This is a genomic window from Mesorhizobium sp. 10J20-29, assembly GCF_054130485.1.
This window is the reverse complement of the sequence record NZ_CP199156.1, coordinates 4,248,613-4,262,885: the sequence shown is the minus strand read 5'-3', so window position 1 is coordinate 4,262,885 and position 14,273 is coordinate 4,248,613. Positions and strand designations below refer to the sequence as shown.

Below are 14,273 nucleotides of genomic sequence, written 5' to 3'. Positions count from 1 at the left end.
GTCCCTGTTTGAGCATTTTCACATGGGACAAAGGACTGGCCAATGCAAGGGCGGCCATTGTCTAGACGCCGTCCGGCGGCTATGCCGCACGCGCAGACAATCCGGACGGTTGACATGACCAGCGCGCTTCCCTTCGACGACTACAGGTCCCTGCTCGCATCGCTACCGGCCGGCGATCAGGCCGCCGCCGACCGCGTGGCGATGCTTTTCGGCAGGGCCGACAAGCCGGAAGGTTCGCTCGGACGCATGGAGGATATCGCGGCATGGCTGGCGAAATGGTCGGGTCGAGCGCCGCCGCAGATCAACCGGCCGCTTGTCGCCGTATTTGCCGGCAATCACGGCGTCGTCACGCAGCGCGTTTCGCCGCGCCCGCACGCCGCGACGGCGCAGGCGGTGGAACTCGCCGCGGCGGGCGGGGCCGCGATCAACCAGCTTTGCCTGGCGCATGATCTCGGTCTGAAAGTCTTCGACTTGGCGCTCCATCTGCCGACCGAGGACATCACCCGCGACGCCGCCCTCGACGAACTCGGCTGCGTCGCGACCATGGCCTTCGGCATGGAGGCTATCGCCGGCGGCACGGACCTCCTGTGCCTTGGCGATGTCGGTGTCGGCAATTCCACCATCGCCGCGGCGATCTTCTGCATGCTGTATGGCGGCAAGGGCGCGGACTGGGTCGGGCCGGGCTCCGGTGCCGACGAGGCGATGATTGGCCGCAAGGCCGAAGTCGTCGATGCCGCCATCGCGCTGCACGGCCGCCAGAAGGACCCGCTGGAGATACTCCGTCGCGTCGGCGGTCGCGAGTTCGCCGCCTGTGCCGGCGCGATCATTGCCGCGCGCGCCGAGAAGCTTCCGGTCATCCTCGACGGACTGGCGGCGACCGCTGCGGCAGCGCTGCTGCATGCCGCCAACCCCACTGCCGTCGAGCATTGCATGCTTGCCCAGGTCGCGACCGAGCCAGGTCATGCGCGAGTTGCCGAAACGCTCGGCCTGCAGCCGATTCTCGATCTTCAGCTGTCGCATGGGGAGGCCACGGGCGCCGCGATTGCCGCCGGCGTCGTCAGGGCGGCCGCGCTTCTGAGCTCAGGCATGGCCGCGGCCGTCAGGCAGGACGCCTAGCGGCGCTTTCCGCTTCCGGCCGCCGTCGGCAGCGCCGGCAACTCTTCCATGACGCGTGTTGCCGGGAAGCTGGCGATCGCCTCCGTGCCATCGCGCAGCTTCGAGCGCAGCTCGAAGCCGCCCTGGTGCAGCGCCAGAAGGCCCTGGACGATCGGAAGGCCGAGCCCCGTGCCCTGTTCGGCGCTCTTGATCGAGATCGATCCCTGGCCGAAGGCCGACAGAGCAACCGGGATTTCCTCCTCGGGAATACCCGGACCGCTGTCCTTGATCGAGACATATTGTCCGCCCCCCGCCGTCCAGCCGGCGCGCACGACGACCTCGCTGCCACTCGGCGCGAACTTTACCGCGTTGGAGAGGAGGTTCAGCGTGATCTGGCGCACGGCGCGTTCGTCGGCAAAGAGGCGCGGCAGCGACGGCTCGAACCTTTGCACCAGCTTGATGCCCTTGTTGCGCGCCCTCAGCTCCATCAGGTGGCAGCATTCCTCCACAACGTCTGCCAGCACCACCGGCTCCTCGTTGAGCTGGTAGCGGCCCGCCTCGACACGAGACAGGTCGAGAATCTCGTTAATCAGGTCGAGCAGGTGGCGGCCGGATTCGTGGATGTCCTTGGCGTAGTCGCGGTAGGTCGGGTTTTCCATTGGGCCGAGCACTTCCTTGCCCATCACCTCTGAGAAGCCGAGAATGGCATTGAGCGGCGTTCTCAGTTCATGGCTCATCGTCGCCAGGAAACGCGACTTGGCGAGGTTGGCGTCCTCGGCGCGCCGTCTGGCCTCCTCCGACATCGCCTTGGCAGTCTCGACCTCGGCCAGCAGCGCATCCTTCTCGGAGCGGAAGGAAAGGAGCAACAGTGAGGACCGGTTCAACTGGTCGGCGACGTAGGCGAAGAAGGGCAGAGAGGCGATCAACAGCCCGACCATCAGCGCCTCTACAGGCGTCTGCATGCGGGTGCCGAGCAGGGTGTAGGTGGCGAGCGGCAGGGCAAATGTCGCGGCCAGTGCGCCTCGCAGCGACGATCCGACCAGCGCCGTCGCGGCAATCGCCAGCAGGAGCACGATGCCCTTGATGAGCGGAAACTGGCCGGCCTGGCAGGCGGCGCAGTAGAGCTGCGCGAAATAGGCCCAGCCGATGCCGCTGACGAAATGCGCGACGAGAAAGTTGCGCGTCGTGCGCGAAACATCGAGCTCAGAAGAAGCGGCGCGCGTCGTGCGCCTGGCGATTACAGCGAGCGGCGCGTAGCAGGTCAGCGTGACAAGCGCCCAGATGACGATCGATCGACCCATGCCGGCGAACAGGCCCGCTGTCGCGATCACGATCACCATCACCAGGATGGCGATGGCGCTGCGGCTCATCGCGCGGGCATGCAGCTTCAGCAGGTCGCGGTCGAAATTGACGCTGCCGGTCTGGTGGGCAAGACGGTCCCGCGTCTTGCGAACGGCACGCGCCACATCGCTGTTGCGATGCGGTTTCCTGCGGTCCACAATGATTTTGTCCGCCGTATCTGATCTGAGCAACGGCATGAAATTCAACTTACGCGCGCAACGGTTCCCAAAGACCGCAGGCTATGGCCGAATGATTAAGAGATTGTTTGCCATATGCTGAAAACGGGCATTTCGAGCCGCCGTCTCGGTGGCCGGCGGGCTCGCAAGACTAGCCTTCGGCGCCGCGTTTTCGATATCCTGCTGGCCACCGCGATCCTCGGCGCGCTGCTTGTCGTCGTTGCCCGTTTCGACCGTGTCGCCGAGCGCCGCATCTCGGGTAAGGCGCGCATCGCCGACGGCGATTCGCTGTCTCTCGACGGTGAGCGAATCCGGCTGCGCGGCATCGATGCGCCCGAACTCGCGCAGCGCTGCGAGAAGGCCGGTTCAGACTATGCCTGCGGGACCAAGGCGCGCGAGGCGCTGGTCGCGCTGGTGTCAGGCAGGCCGGTGACCTGCATCGGATGGGAGCGGGACCGCTACGACCGGCTGCTCGCCGCCTGTTCGGCCGGCGGCGTTGAACTCAACCGGCAGCTGGTGCTGTCGGGATGGGCGGTTGCCTATGGCGACTTCGCCGCCGAGGAGGCTTCGGCCCGCGAGGCGGGGAAGGGCCTCTGGTCCGGAACCTTCGAGCGGCCGCAGGGCTGGCGCAAACAGCATGGCGGCATGGCCGAAGACGAGCACCTGCTCGTCGGGCGTATCCTCAACTGGCTCCGCCAGGCGCTTCGCATTTAGCCGCGCCACCCCTATACCGGTGCTGATACGCAGGGAGGATTTCATGAAGCTGTTCGACGGGGGCAGGGCCCCCAATCCCCGCCGGGTTCGCGTCTTCCTGGCCGAAAAGGGCATCGAGGTGCCGGTCGCGCCTGTAGACATGGCCGCCATGGAACATCGCGGTCCCGACGTCTCGTCGCGCAATCCGCTGCAGCGCCTGCCGGTGCTCGAACTCGATGATGGTACGGTACTTTGCGAATCGATCGCCATCTGCCGTTATTTCGAGGAGATCCAGCCGGAACCGGCCCTGTTCGGGCGCGGCGCCGTCGGCAAGGCGCTGGTGGAGATGTGGCAGCGCCGGATGGAGCTCAACCTGCTCTTTCCTGTCGCCCAGGCCTTCCGGCATATTCATCCGGCAATGAAGGAGTGGGAGGTGCCGCAGGTCCCTGACTGGGGCGAGGCCAACAAACCCAAGGCGATCGAGTTCCTGCGCCTGCTCGATAAGGAACTGAGGGAACGGGAATTCATCGCCGGCGACGACTATTCGGTCGCAGACATCACCGGGCTCGTGGCGCTCGACTTCATGAAACCGGCGCGCATCGCCGTGCCGGAAGAGCTGACCAACGTGCTGCGTTGGTACCGGGCCTTAGCGGCGCGTCCGAGCGCCGCCGCTTGAGATGAACGACGATCTCTCGACGCTGACGGCGCGGGTTCGCGGCTGCCGGGTCTGCGTCGAGTCGCCGCTTGGCCGCCCGCTGCCGCATGAGCCGCGGCCGGTGCTGGTGCCGTCCTCGTCGGCCAGGATCCTGATCGCCGGCCAGGCGCCCGGAACGCGCGTGTATGCCTCGGGCGTTCCGTTCACCGATCCTTCGGGCGACCGGCTGCGGGACTGGCTCGGCGTCGATGCGGAGACTTTTTACGACCCAGAGCGCTTCGCCATCCTGCCGATGGGCTTCTGCTTCCCCGGTCTCGACGCCAAGGGCGGCGATCTGCCGCCGCGCCGCGAATGCGCGCCGGCCTGGCGCGCGCCGCTGATGGCGCTGATGCCCCAGGTCGATCTGGTCCTGACGATCGGACTCTACGCGCAAGCCTGGCACCTTGGCGCACTGCGCAGTCCGTCGCTAACCGAAACGGTGAAGGACTGGCGCGTGCTCTGGGCGTCGGGGAAGCAGCCTCGCGTCCTGCCCCTGCCGCATCCGTCCTGGCGCAATTCTGGCTGGCTGAAGCGCAATCCATGGTTCGAGAGTGAATTGCTGCCTTTTCTCAAAGCGGAAATCGCAGACCGCACTTCGAGCTAACAGGGCAAACCAGTCCCAGTTTTTGGCGCTTTAAGGGAATTTCTTTCTTGCGGGGGCGCTCGCTTGCTGTGAATATGGATGATTATACCGCCTCCGGAGTATTTTCATGGACCGCCTTGACCGCAAGATTCTGCGTCTGCTGCAGGAAGACTCCACCCTTGCTGTTGCCGATGTCGCCAAGAAGGTCGGCCTCTCGACAACGCCGTGCTGGCGCCGCATCCAGAAGCTCGAGGAGGAGGGCGTGATCAGGCGGCGTGTCGCCATTCTCGACCCGGTCAAGATAAACGCACGCGTCACCGTCTTCGTCTCTATCCGCACCAATTCGCACAGCAACGAATGGCTGAAGCGCTTTTCGGAAGTGATCCAGGATTTTCCGGAGGTGGTCGAGTTCTACCGCATGAGCGGCGACATCGACTATCTGATCCGTGTCGTCGTGCCCGACATCGCCGCCTATGACGCCTTCTACAAGCGCCTGATCGCCAAGATCGAGATCCGCGACGTGTCCTCGTCATTTGCCATGGAGCAGATCAAGTACACGACCGAAATGCCGCTCGACTACATGGTGCTCGACAAGGAGAGTGGCGCGAAGTCCGCTTAGCGTCCGACTCGGCGGCTCGCTTCACGTCTCGCAATTCCAGCCAGCGTCTTTTCGGCCGTCAGTTCCCGGATGGCATCCTTGCCGTTCCAGCGCGATGTCTTGTCGGCTGAATCCGCCAGCCGGCGGGCGGTCTCGAGTGCTGCGGCGTTGAGTGTCTGCGATCGCTTGCCGATCGAGCGCAGCGCCCAGTTGACTGCCTTTCTGACGAAGTTTCGCGGTTCAGTCGCGTGCTGTTCAATCAGCGGAAGGAAATCGAGGAATACTGCCTCGGGCTCCTGCTTCCGGTGCACAGTCGACAAGGCGATCATTGCAAATGCAGCGCGCCGCACGAACTCACGATCGTCTGCTGCGTACTCTTGGATAAGCGTCTGCCAGTGGTCCGTGTCGACGAAGAGGTCGGAGACGCCGTCAACGATGTCCCAGGAATCGAAATCGGCCGCCCAGGCCCGGGCGTTCTCCTTGGTGAAGCGCTCAGGGTCCGCGGTCATGGCGGCGATGAACTGCGCCTCCCTGATGCCGCCCGCCCACAGATCGAATGCACGCTCGTGATTGCGCCTGATGCGTCGCGCGACCTGGCGCAGCACGCCATGCGACACGCCAACCGCTAGTTCGACCCTGATGCCATAGCGGCGCATGCCCTGGCGGTTTTTCTCCGAGCCCATTTCGCGGAGAAATCGGAGAACGTCCTGCGCCGTCGAGGCAGGCGAAAGGCGGGAGAGGTCGGGCCCGGCTGCCAAGCTTACCTTTCGAGCCGCGCCAGCAGCGATGACGTGTCCCAGCGCTTGCCGCCCATCTGCTGCACTTCCTTGTAGAACTGGTCGACCAGCGCGGTCACCGGCAGCTTCGCGCCGTTTCGGTCGGCCTCGTCGAGGCAGATGCCGAGATCCTTGCGCATCCAGTCTACGGCAAAGCCGAAATCGTACTTTCCGGCGATCATCGTCTTGTGGCGGTTCTCCATCTGCCAGGAGCCGGCGGCGCCCTTGGAAATCACCTCAATCACCTTCTCAAGGTCGAGACCGGCCTTCTTGCCGAAATGCATGCCTTCGGCGAGACCTTGCACCAGCCCGGCAATCGCGATCTGGTTGATCATCTTGGTCAACTGGCCGGCGCCGGCCGGGCCCATCAGGCCGACCATGCGGGCAAAGCTGTCGATCACCGGGCGTGCCTTGTCGAAAACCGCCTGCTCGCCGCCGACCATGACGGTCAGCACGCCGTTTTCGGCACCTGCCTGGCCACCCGAAACCGGTGCGTCGAGCGCGCCGAAACCGCCGGCGTCGGCTTTTTCTGCGAGTTCACGCGCCACTTCGGCCGAAGCGGTGGTGTTGTCGACATAGATGGCTCCCTTGGCCATGGCCTGGAAACAGCCGTCCGGGCCGATGGTGACCGAGCGCAGGTCGTCGTCATTGCCGACGCAGGAGAACACGAAATCCTTTCCTTCCGCAGCCTTTGCCGGCGTCGCGGCGAATGCGCCGCCGTGCTCGGCGACCCATTTTTCGGCCTTGGCCGTCGTCCGGTTGTAGACGGTCACGTCATGCCCGCCCTTGTTCTTCAGGTGCCCCGCCATCGGGTAACCCATCACGCCAAGTCCCAGGAATGCGACCGTTGCCATTTTTGTGAATCCTTTCAGTCCGGTTGTCCGGTGTTGTTAGCGCATCATGCGAGACGGTTGGAGTCAGCGCTTGAGGTGGATCGTGATGCGCCGCTCGACCCAGTCGACGAAATGGCGCAAGGCCTCAACGATCGACAGGTAGATCAGCCCCGCCCAGATATAGGTCTGGAAGTCGAAGGTCTGGGCATAGGCGCGCCGTGTCTCGCCCATCAGGTCGTAAACGGTGATGATGGCGACGATCGCAGAGGCCTTGACCATCAGGATAAATTCGTTGCCGTAGGGCCTCAGCGCCACGATCATCGCCTGCGGCAGGATCACCTTCCACATCGTCTGCAACCTGTGCAGGCCGAGCGATTCCGCACCCTCCCACTGGCCGCGCGGCACGCTCTCGATGGCGCCGCGCAGGATTTCGGCCTGGTAGGCGGCCGTGTTCAGGGAGAAGGCAAAAACGCCGCAGTACCAGGCGTCGCGGAAAAAGGTCCAGAGCCCGACCGCGTCGAGTTCGGCCCGGAAGGAGCCGAGCCCGTAATAGACGAGGAAGGTCTGCGCCAGCAGCGGCGTGCCGCGGAAGAAGTAGACATAGGCGTAGGCAAGGCTGTTCAGCAGCCGGTTGCTCGACATGCGCGCATAGGCAATCGGCACTGAGAGCAGCGCGCCGATGACCATCGAGGCGCCGACCAGCGCCAGTGTCACCTGCAGGCCGGACCAGTAGAGCGGCAGGTAGCGTTCGAAGAGCGCGGGATTCCAGGCGCCGAAGAGATAGGTCACAAGGCCGATCCCGAGCAGGATCCAGAGGCCGACCAGAGCGTGGCCGAGAATGCGCCCGCGCGTCCACTGGCGGCGCAGCTCAGGCGGGCGCTCGACCTGACTTGCCAGGTTCTCGGCGACGCTCATCGCGTTACCCCGCTGCTGCCGACCTTGCGCTCAATGGCATGGATGCCGACCGAGGAGATCATCGCCAGAACCAGGAAGACCAGGCAGGCAACCCCGAAGAACAGGAAGGCCTCCTTGGTGACGCGCGCCGCGATGCCGGCCTGGCGCAGCGTGTCCGGCAGGCCGATGGCCGAGACGAGCGCGGTGTCCTTGAGCAGGTTCAGCCAGAGGTTTGCAAGGCCGGGCAGGGCGATGCGGATCAGCTGCGGCAGCACCACCAGCCGCATGGTCTGGCCCTTGGAGAGCCCGATGGCATAGCCGCCCTCGTACTGGCCGGCCGGTATGGCACGGAAGGCCGACAGGAATACCTCGCTGCAATAGGACGAGAAGACGACGCCAAGCGCGATCATGCCGGCGACGAAGCTGTTGATCTCGACGACGGTGCCGGGGCTGAAGAAGCGGATGATCTGGCCGACGGCGATCTGGCCGCCATAGAAGACCACGAACAGGGTCAGGAGTTCTGGCAGGCCGCGGAAGATCGTGGTGTAGACATTGCCGGCCATGCGCAGCGAGGGTTCGCTCGACTGCTTGGCGACGGCGACGAAAAAGCCGATGACGAGGCCGATCGGCAGCGTTGCCAGCGCCAGCGAAATTGTGACCAGGACGCCATAGGCGATGTCGTCGCTCCAGCCCTTCGGGCCAAAACTGAGCAGCGTCCAGACGCTGTCCATCCCCACTCCTTACGGATTGTTGCCTTCATCATGCAAACGGCGGGAGCTGGCTCCCGCCGTTTGTGCTTTTTGTTTTTGCGGGCTTCCCCGTCAGCCGCCGTACACGTCAAAGGAGAAATACTTGTCGTTGATTTCCTTGTATTTTCCATTGGCGCGGATGGCCTTGATCGCGGCGTCGAGCTTGTCGCGAAGCTCGGTCTCGCCCTTGCGGACGGCGATGCCGGCGCCTGGGCCGTGAATGGAATCGACCGACTGGACCGGGCCAATCAGCTTGCAGCATTCGCCTTCCGGCGTGCTCAGCCATTCCTCGAGCACCGAGATGTCATCGTTGACGGCATCGAGGCGTCCGTTGGCGAGGTCGAGCTGATATTCCTGCGCTGTCGGATAGGACTTGATTTCCGAGTCCGTGTAGGTCGCCGTGGAATAGTTGAAGTGCGTGGTCGAGCCCTGCACGCCCACGATCTTGCCGGCAAGATCTTCCTTGGAGACGCCGGTGAGCGTCGAATCCTTCGGCGCGGCGATTGCCGGCGGCGTGTTGTAATACTTGCCGGTGAAGTCGACTTTCTCGGCGCGCTCTGGCGTGATCGACATCGACGCGATGATAGCGTCGAACTTGCCAGCCTGAAGAGCCGGGATGATTCCGTCCCAATCCTGAGTCACGAATTCGCAGGTCACCTTCATCTCTTCGCAAAGCGCGTTTGCGATGTCGATGTCGAAGCCGACGAGCTGGCCGTCCGCAGTCAGGTTGTTGAAGGGCGGGTAGGCGCCTTCGGTGCCGATCTTCAGTGCCGTCTGCGCCTGACTGGTCGCACCGGACAAGACAAGTGCCAATGCCGCTGCCGAAACTGCGAGCGTGACGCGTTTCATTCCAAGCATACTTAACCCCTCTCGGTTTAATTCTCCCGGGCAGGCCCGGTGATCGATGGCCGCGGCTCGTGCCGCTGCAGATGGCGATAATCCGCCTGTTTCCAGCGAAAAAGCAATACCAAACAATGCTCGTACGGAAAGTTAGGTTAGCCGGCGATCAGTCTGCCGCTGCGGCATCCCACAAGGGGAGGCTCGGTCAGTCGCCCCGACGTTTCGGCGCCGACAGCGCGGTAGCCGCTTCGACGAAGTCGGCAATCGCGGGAATGTCGTTGAGGTCGAAGACAGGCAGGCTCTCGCCGGGTAGGGCGTGGTCGGCGGCGACCGCGATAACGCCGGAATCGCTTGCACTGAGCGGCGTGTGCTCGAGCGCATCAAGGCGCCGCGCTTCGATCTTCTTGTGCTTCTCTCGCTTGTAGCCTTCGACCAGAATGATGTCGCAGGGTGACAGCTTTGCGAGGATCGTTTCGAGGGGCGGTTCTTCCTCGTGGAGCAATTCGTGCATCAGCGCCCAGCGCCGGCCCGAGACGATCGCGACCTCGCGAGCGCCGGCCTCGCGGTGGCGGTGGCTGTCGGTACCCGGCCGGTCGATGTCGAACCCATGATGCGCGTGCTTGACCGTCGAGACCGTCCAGCCGCGCCACGTCAGTTCGGCGACCAGCCGCTCGGTCAGCGTCGTCTTGCCGGAATTCTTCCAACCGGTGATGCCGATCACGCGCTGCATCAGTCTGCCATCCCGGCCATCCGTGCGGCCCCGTCTCTCACAGCCCGTCGGGCGCCATTCCCGGTCCGACGCTTTGGGACGATACCATGGAGCGGCCGACCACCTTTTCCCGGTAGAGCGTGAACAGTCCCGATGCCACGATAATGGCGGCGCCCAGCATCATCGGCAAGTCCGGCAGTTCGCCGAAGACCAGGAAGCCGAGCAGGATTGCCCACAACAGTCCGGTGTAGCGGAACGGCGCGACAAAGGAGATCTCGCCCAGGCGCATCGCCAGGATGATGAACTGGTAGCCGACGAGCAGAAGGGCCGCCGCGATGGCAAGTTGTACGAGATCCGGCGCGGTCGGCGTCGCCCAGCCGCCCATCGGTCCGACGAGGAACAGGCCGCACAGCGTCACAGTGGCCGCCGTCGCCGTCGAGATCAACAGCGTCGGCACCTCGTGCGAGATGCGCCGGGTGACGAGGTCGCGCATCGCGGCGAAGCAGACCGTCAGGAATGCCAGCAGGGAATAGGCGCTGAAACCCTCGAATCCGGGACGCACGATGATGGCCACGCCGACAAAGCCGGCCACAATGGCGAGCCAGCGGCGCCAGCCGACGCCTTCGCCGAACAGCAGCGCCGCCCCCATGGTGACGGCGAGCGGCAGGGCCTGCAGCACCGCCGCGACATTGGCAATCGGCAGATGGGCAAGCGCCATCAGGAAGGTGATCGTTGCGAGCGCTTCGCCCGCCACACGCAGCATGACCAGCGGCTGAAGCACAAGGCGCGGTGTCTTGAGCGCACCCCGGTGCCAGGCCAGCGCGGCGATGAACAGCGTCGCGAACAGGCCGCGTAGCAGCATCACCTGGCCCATGTTCATCGAATCGGACAGGTATTTGGCGATCACGTCATTGGCTGTGAAGCCCGCCATGGAAAGGCACATGAAGAGAGCGGCGGTAAGATTGGGCGAGAGTGGCAAGGGAAATTCCGCGTTTCGGCTCCGCTGCTCTAGCAGGAAGCCACGAAACCGCAACCGCAGGGTGCGTGCGCCGCTTGGATCAGTTCGCGTGGTCGCTCAGCCGCCGGTAACGCTCATGTGGCGTGAGACAGCGGGGCGGCTGGTACGCCGGTCGATGATGAAGTCGTGGCCCTTCGGCTTGCGGCCGATCGCCTCGTCGATCGCCTGCGACAGTAGTTCGTTGCCTTCCGAGGCGCGCAGCGGCGCGCGCAGGTCGGCGGCGTCCTCCTGTCCGAGGCACATGTAGAGCGTGCCGGTGCAGGTCAGCCGCACGCGGTTGCAGCTCTCGCAGAAATTGTGCGTCATCGGCGTGATGAAGCCAAGGCGGCCCCCGGTTTCCTTGACCTCGACATAACGAGCCGGGCCGCCGGTCTTGAAGGGAATGTCGGTCAGCGTGAACTGCTCCTCGAGCTGCGCGCGCAGCAGCGAGAGCGGCATGTACTGGTCGGTGCGGTCCTCGTCGATCTCGCCGAGCGGCATCGTCTCGATGACCGTCAGGTCGGCGCCGCGGCCATGCGCCCAGCGCATGAGCTCCGGCATTTCGGTGTCGTTGAAGCCCTTCAGCGCGACTGCGTTGAGCTTGACATGCAGGCCAGCAGCCTGGGCGGCGTCGATGCCTTCCAGCACCTTGTCGAGATTGCCCCAGCGGGTGATGGCGTGGAACTTGTCGGCATCGAGCGTATCGATCGAAATGTTGATGCGCTTGACGCCGCAATCGACCAGCTCGGGCGCGAAGCGCGTCAGCTGCGAGCCGTTTGTGGTCAGCGTCAATTCTTCGAGCGCGCCGCTTTCGAGGTGGCGCGAGAGCTGGCGCACCAGATGCATGATGTTCTTGCGCACCAGCGGCTCGCCGCCTGTCAGCCGCAGCTTCTTCACGCCCTTTTCGACGAACACCGTGCACAGGCGGTCGAGTTCCTCGAGCGTCAGCAGGTCCTTCTTGGGCAGGAAGGCCATGTTCTCGGCCATGCAGTAAGTGCAGCGGAAGTCGCAACGGTCGGTGACCGATACGCGGAGATAGCTGACGGTGCGACCGAAGGGATCGATCATGTCCATGAATGCGCTTCCGATGCTTGTGACGGCAACCCTGTGCCGACCATATACAACCATCTGATGGCTCGTGGCTATTGGTTCAAGGTAGTGGTGCATGGCAAATGGCAATGATTGGGCGTGCATCCGGCGCGGCCGGGCGCTAAGGCTGCGCCGCGACGGGCGTTTTTGGCCCCTGGAAACTTCGGGAGACGGTGGATGAGCGCGCCAAAGGAATTGCGGGTCTCGAAGGATCGGCGGACGCTGACGGTTACCTTTTCGGACCATCAGCCTTTCGAGCTGCCGGCCGAGCTCTTGCGCGTCGCCTCGCCGTCGGCGGAAGTGCAGGGCCATTCGCCCGACCAGCGCGTCACCGTGCCCGGCAAGCGCACAGTCGGCATCATGAAGATCGAGCCGGTCGGCAATTACGCCGTCAGGATCACCTTCGACGACATGCACGACACCGGCATCTTCACCTGGGACTACCTGCACCAGCTCGGCCACGAGAAGGACGAGGTCTGGGCCGCCTATCTCGCCTCGCTCGAAGCCAAGGGACTGTCGCGCGACCGATAGACGAGGCGACCTGCTCGCCGTCTGTCACGATAGTGTCACGGGCAGAGGCCAGATGGATTTCCCGAAGATGGAGCGTGCCATGTCCGTGATTTCGTCGATCGAGCAGCTGGAAGCGCTCTACGGACTGCCCGGCGAGTCCTCGCTGGTCAAGCAGCTCGATCACGTCATCCCCGAATACGCCGCCTTCATCGAGGCCTCGCCCTTCGTGTCGCTGGCGACCTGCGGGCCGGAGGGGCTGGACTGCTCGCCGCGCGGCGACCTGCCGGGTTTCGTGCGCGTCCACACCCCCCGGACGCTGATGATGCCTGACCGTCGCGGCAACAACCGGGCGGATTCCCTGAAAAACATCATCCGAGACCCGCGCGTCGGCTTGCTTTTCCTGGTGCCGGGCTCCGGGACCACGCTCCGGGTCAACGGTCGCGCGCTGATCAGCGTCGACGCCGAGCTATGCGCCTCCTTCGCCGTCGAGGGCAAGCCGGCCCGCTCGGTCATCGTGGTCTCTGTCGAAGACGTCTATTTCCAGTGTGCGCGCGCGATCCACCGCTCCAGCCTGTGGGATGCGACGCGCCACGTCGATCCGGCTTCGCTGCCGACGCCCGGTCGCATCCTCGAAATCACCAGCCGCAAGTCGATCGACGGTGCGGCCTATGACCGCGAATGGCCAGAACGCGCGAAGGCCTCGATGTGGTAGCCTGCTTCAACTCGATGTGATCCGGCCGGCGGTAACAAACCGGCGGTCGGCAACGTATAGCCTGCATGAACGCAGGAGCCGACGCGACATGACACCCTGGACCGACCGGGCCGGAAGATTCTCTCTGCTGAAGGCGGCCGTGCTTGCCGGCCTGTGCCTGCCGGCGCTGCTTCTGGCCCTGTCCGCGGCGCAGGGCACACTGGTGCCTGCCGGGTCGCCCGGCCTGCTCGGCGCGCGGCCGATCACCGAGGCCATCCACGAGACCGGAGACTGGGCGATCCGCTTCCTGCTGCTGTCGCTCGCCGTCACGCCGCTGCGCCGCATCGCCAACTGGCCGAAGCTCATCATGGTGCGCCGCATGATCGGGCTGGCGGCACTGTTTTACGCGCTCGGGCACCTCTTTCTGTATACATGGGACCTGAAGTTCGACGTCCTCAAGGCGGCGCTCGAGATCGTGCAGCGCTACTACCTGACGATCGGCTTCGTCGCGCTTCTCGGTCTGGTCGCGCTGGGCTCCACCTCGACGGACGCGGCAATCCGCCGGCTCGGCCGCAATTGGGGCCGGCTGCACAGGATCGTCTACGCCATCGGCCTGCTCGCGGCCTTCCACTTCTTCATCCAGTCGAAGGCCGATGTCTACGAGCCGACGCTGATGGCAGGCCTGTTCGCGCTGCTGATGCTCTACCGCGTCGCCCACTGGCGCGGCTTCGATCTGTCGTCGCCCCTGGTGCTTGCCGGTGCGGCGATCATCGCGGCGCTCGCCACCGCGGCGATCGAATATGCCTGGTACGGGCTTGCCACCGGCATTCCGCCGGGCAGGGTCCTTGCCGCAAACCTGCAGTTCGCTTTCTCGATCCGTCCGGCCTGGTGGGTGCTGGCTGTCGGCGTTGCCGCAGCATGCGTCGCTTGGGCGCGCCCCTATCTCGGCAAGCGCGACAGCGCGCCGCGCGGGCGAAGGGCTGAACGGGCGGCTGCCTAGAGTTT

General features: G+C 64.6%; 17 protein-coding genes. 8 read left to right on the top strand and 9 right to left on the bottom strand.

Going from position 1 to position 14,273, the window contains the following annotated elements:
- Positions 1 to 114: 114 nt before the first annotated feature.
- A complete protein-coding gene (locus tag ACT2BZ_RS20410) occupies positions 115 to 1,116 on the top strand; it encodes a nicotinate-nucleotide--dimethylbenzimidazole phosphoribosyltransferase (RefSeq protein WP_457937291.1) in 1,002 nt (333 codons plus the stop codon).
- Here the strand turns inward: ACT2BZ_RS20410 and ACT2BZ_RS20405 are convergent.
- The gene (locus tag ACT2BZ_RS20405) at positions 1,113 to 2,633 is read right to left on the bottom strand and encodes a sensor histidine kinase (protein WP_457937290.1); all 1,521 of its coding nucleotides are present in this window, start codon (positions 2,631 to 2,633) and stop codon (positions 1,113 to 1,115) included. The two genes, ACT2BZ_RS20410 and ACT2BZ_RS20405, sit on opposite strands and share 4 nt — an antisense overlap.
- Before the next feature lie 75 nt (positions 2,634 to 2,708).
- Here ACT2BZ_RS20405 and ACT2BZ_RS20400 point away from each other — a divergent pair, with 75 nt between their 5' ends.
- The 4 genes from ACT2BZ_RS20400 to ACT2BZ_RS20385 all read left to right on the top strand — a co-directional run bounded on the left by ACT2BZ_RS20400 (position 2,709) and on the right by ACT2BZ_RS20385 (position 5,201).
- A complete protein-coding gene (locus ACT2BZ_RS20400; protein WP_457937289.1) occupies positions 2,709 to 3,326 on the top strand; it encodes a thermonuclease family protein in 618 nt (205 codons plus the stop codon).
- A 43-nt stretch (positions 3,327 to 3,369) separates the two neighbouring features.
- Positions 3,370 to 3,981, top strand: coding sequence for a glutathione S-transferase (locus ACT2BZ_RS20395; RefSeq protein WP_457937288.1), 612 nt, complete (start codon positions 3,370 to 3,372; stop codon positions 3,979 to 3,981).
- Between the two features lies 1 nt (position 3,982).
- Positions 3,983 to 4,603: a uracil-DNA glycosylase family protein gene (locus ACT2BZ_RS20390; protein WP_457937287.1), complete on the top strand. Its 621-nt coding sequence runs from the start codon at positions 3,983 to 3,985 to the stop codon at positions 4,601 to 4,603.
- Positions 4,604 to 4,709: 106 nt separating this feature from the next.
- The gene (locus ACT2BZ_RS20385) at positions 4,710 to 5,201 is read left to right on the top strand and encodes an Lrp/AsnC family transcriptional regulator (protein WP_457937286.1); all 492 of its coding nucleotides are present in this window, start codon (positions 4,710 to 4,712) and stop codon (positions 5,199 to 5,201) included.
- On the opposite strand, the gene ACT2BZ_RS20380 is transcribed toward ACT2BZ_RS20385, so the two are convergent.
- The 8 genes from ACT2BZ_RS20380 to moaA form a co-directional block, all read right to left on the bottom strand.
- Entirely contained in the window at positions 5,198 to 5,863 is a 666-nt protein-coding gene (locus ACT2BZ_RS20380) for a DNA alkylation repair protein (RefSeq protein ID WP_457937284.1), read from the bottom strand. The two genes, ACT2BZ_RS20385 and ACT2BZ_RS20380, sit on opposite strands and share 4 nt — an antisense overlap.
- A 77-nt stretch (positions 5,864 to 5,940) precedes the next feature.
- Positions 5,941 to 6,810, bottom strand: coding sequence for an NAD(P)-dependent oxidoreductase (locus tag ACT2BZ_RS20375; RefSeq protein ID WP_457937283.1), 870 nt, complete (start codon positions 6,808 to 6,810; stop codon positions 5,941 to 5,943).
- Between the two features lie 63 nt (positions 6,811 to 6,873).
- Complete coding sequence (locus tag ACT2BZ_RS20370; protein WP_457937281.1) at positions 6,874 to 7,704, bottom strand: ABC transporter permease; 831 nt, start codon at positions 7,702 to 7,704, stop codon at positions 6,874 to 6,876.
- Entirely contained in the window at positions 7,701 to 8,414 is a 714-nt protein-coding gene (locus ACT2BZ_RS20365; RefSeq protein WP_457937279.1) for an ABC transporter permease, read from the bottom strand. The genes ACT2BZ_RS20370 and ACT2BZ_RS20365 overlap by 4 nt, the downstream gene beginning before the upstream one ends.
- A gap of 90 nt (positions 8,415 to 8,504) precedes the next feature.
- Positions 8,505 to 9,290: an ABC transporter substrate-binding protein gene (locus ACT2BZ_RS20360; RefSeq protein WP_457937277.1), complete on the bottom strand. Its 786-nt coding sequence runs from the start codon at positions 9,288 to 9,290 to the stop codon at positions 8,505 to 8,507.
- A 187-nt stretch (positions 9,291 to 9,477) separates the two neighbouring features.
- Positions 9,478 to 10,002 (bottom strand): molybdopterin-guanine dinucleotide biosynthesis protein B, encoded by a 525-nt coding sequence (gene mobB / locus ACT2BZ_RS20355; protein WP_457937275.1) that lies wholly within the window; start codon positions 10,000 to 10,002, stop codon positions 9,478 to 9,480.
- 37 nt (positions 10,003 to 10,039) lie between these two features.
- Positions 10,040 to 10,960: a DMT family transporter gene (locus ACT2BZ_RS20350; protein WP_457937273.1), complete on the bottom strand. Its 921-nt coding sequence runs from the start codon at positions 10,958 to 10,960 to the stop codon at positions 10,040 to 10,042.
- A 96-nt stretch (positions 10,961 to 11,056) separates the two neighbouring features.
- A complete protein-coding gene (gene moaA / locus ACT2BZ_RS20345) occupies positions 11,057 to 12,052 on the bottom strand; it encodes a GTP 3',8-cyclase MoaA (RefSeq protein ID WP_457937271.1) in 996 nt (331 codons plus the stop codon).
- Between the two features lie 192 nt (positions 12,053 to 12,244).
- Here moaA and ACT2BZ_RS20340 point away from each other — a divergent pair, with 192 nt between their 5' ends.
- The 3 genes from ACT2BZ_RS20340 to ACT2BZ_RS20330 all read left to right on the top strand — a co-directional run bounded on the left by ACT2BZ_RS20340 (position 12,245) and on the right by ACT2BZ_RS20330 (position 14,268).
- The gene (locus ACT2BZ_RS20340) at positions 12,245 to 12,598 is read left to right on the top strand and encodes a gamma-butyrobetaine hydroxylase-like domain-containing protein (protein WP_457937269.1); all 354 of its coding nucleotides are present in this window, start codon (positions 12,245 to 12,247) and stop codon (positions 12,596 to 12,598) included.
- 79 nt (positions 12,599 to 12,677) lie between these two features.
- The gene (locus tag ACT2BZ_RS20335) at positions 12,678 to 13,289 is read left to right on the top strand and encodes a pyridoxamine 5'-phosphate oxidase family protein (RefSeq protein WP_457937267.1); all 612 of its coding nucleotides are present in this window, start codon (positions 12,678 to 12,680) and stop codon (positions 13,287 to 13,289) included.
- 88 nt (positions 13,290 to 13,377) lie between these two features.
- Positions 13,378 to 14,268 (top strand): sulfite oxidase heme-binding subunit YedZ, encoded by an 891-nt coding sequence (locus ACT2BZ_RS20330; protein ID WP_457937265.1) that lies wholly within the window; start codon positions 13,378 to 13,380, stop codon positions 14,266 to 14,268.
- Positions 14,269 to 14,273 lie beyond the last annotated feature (5 nt).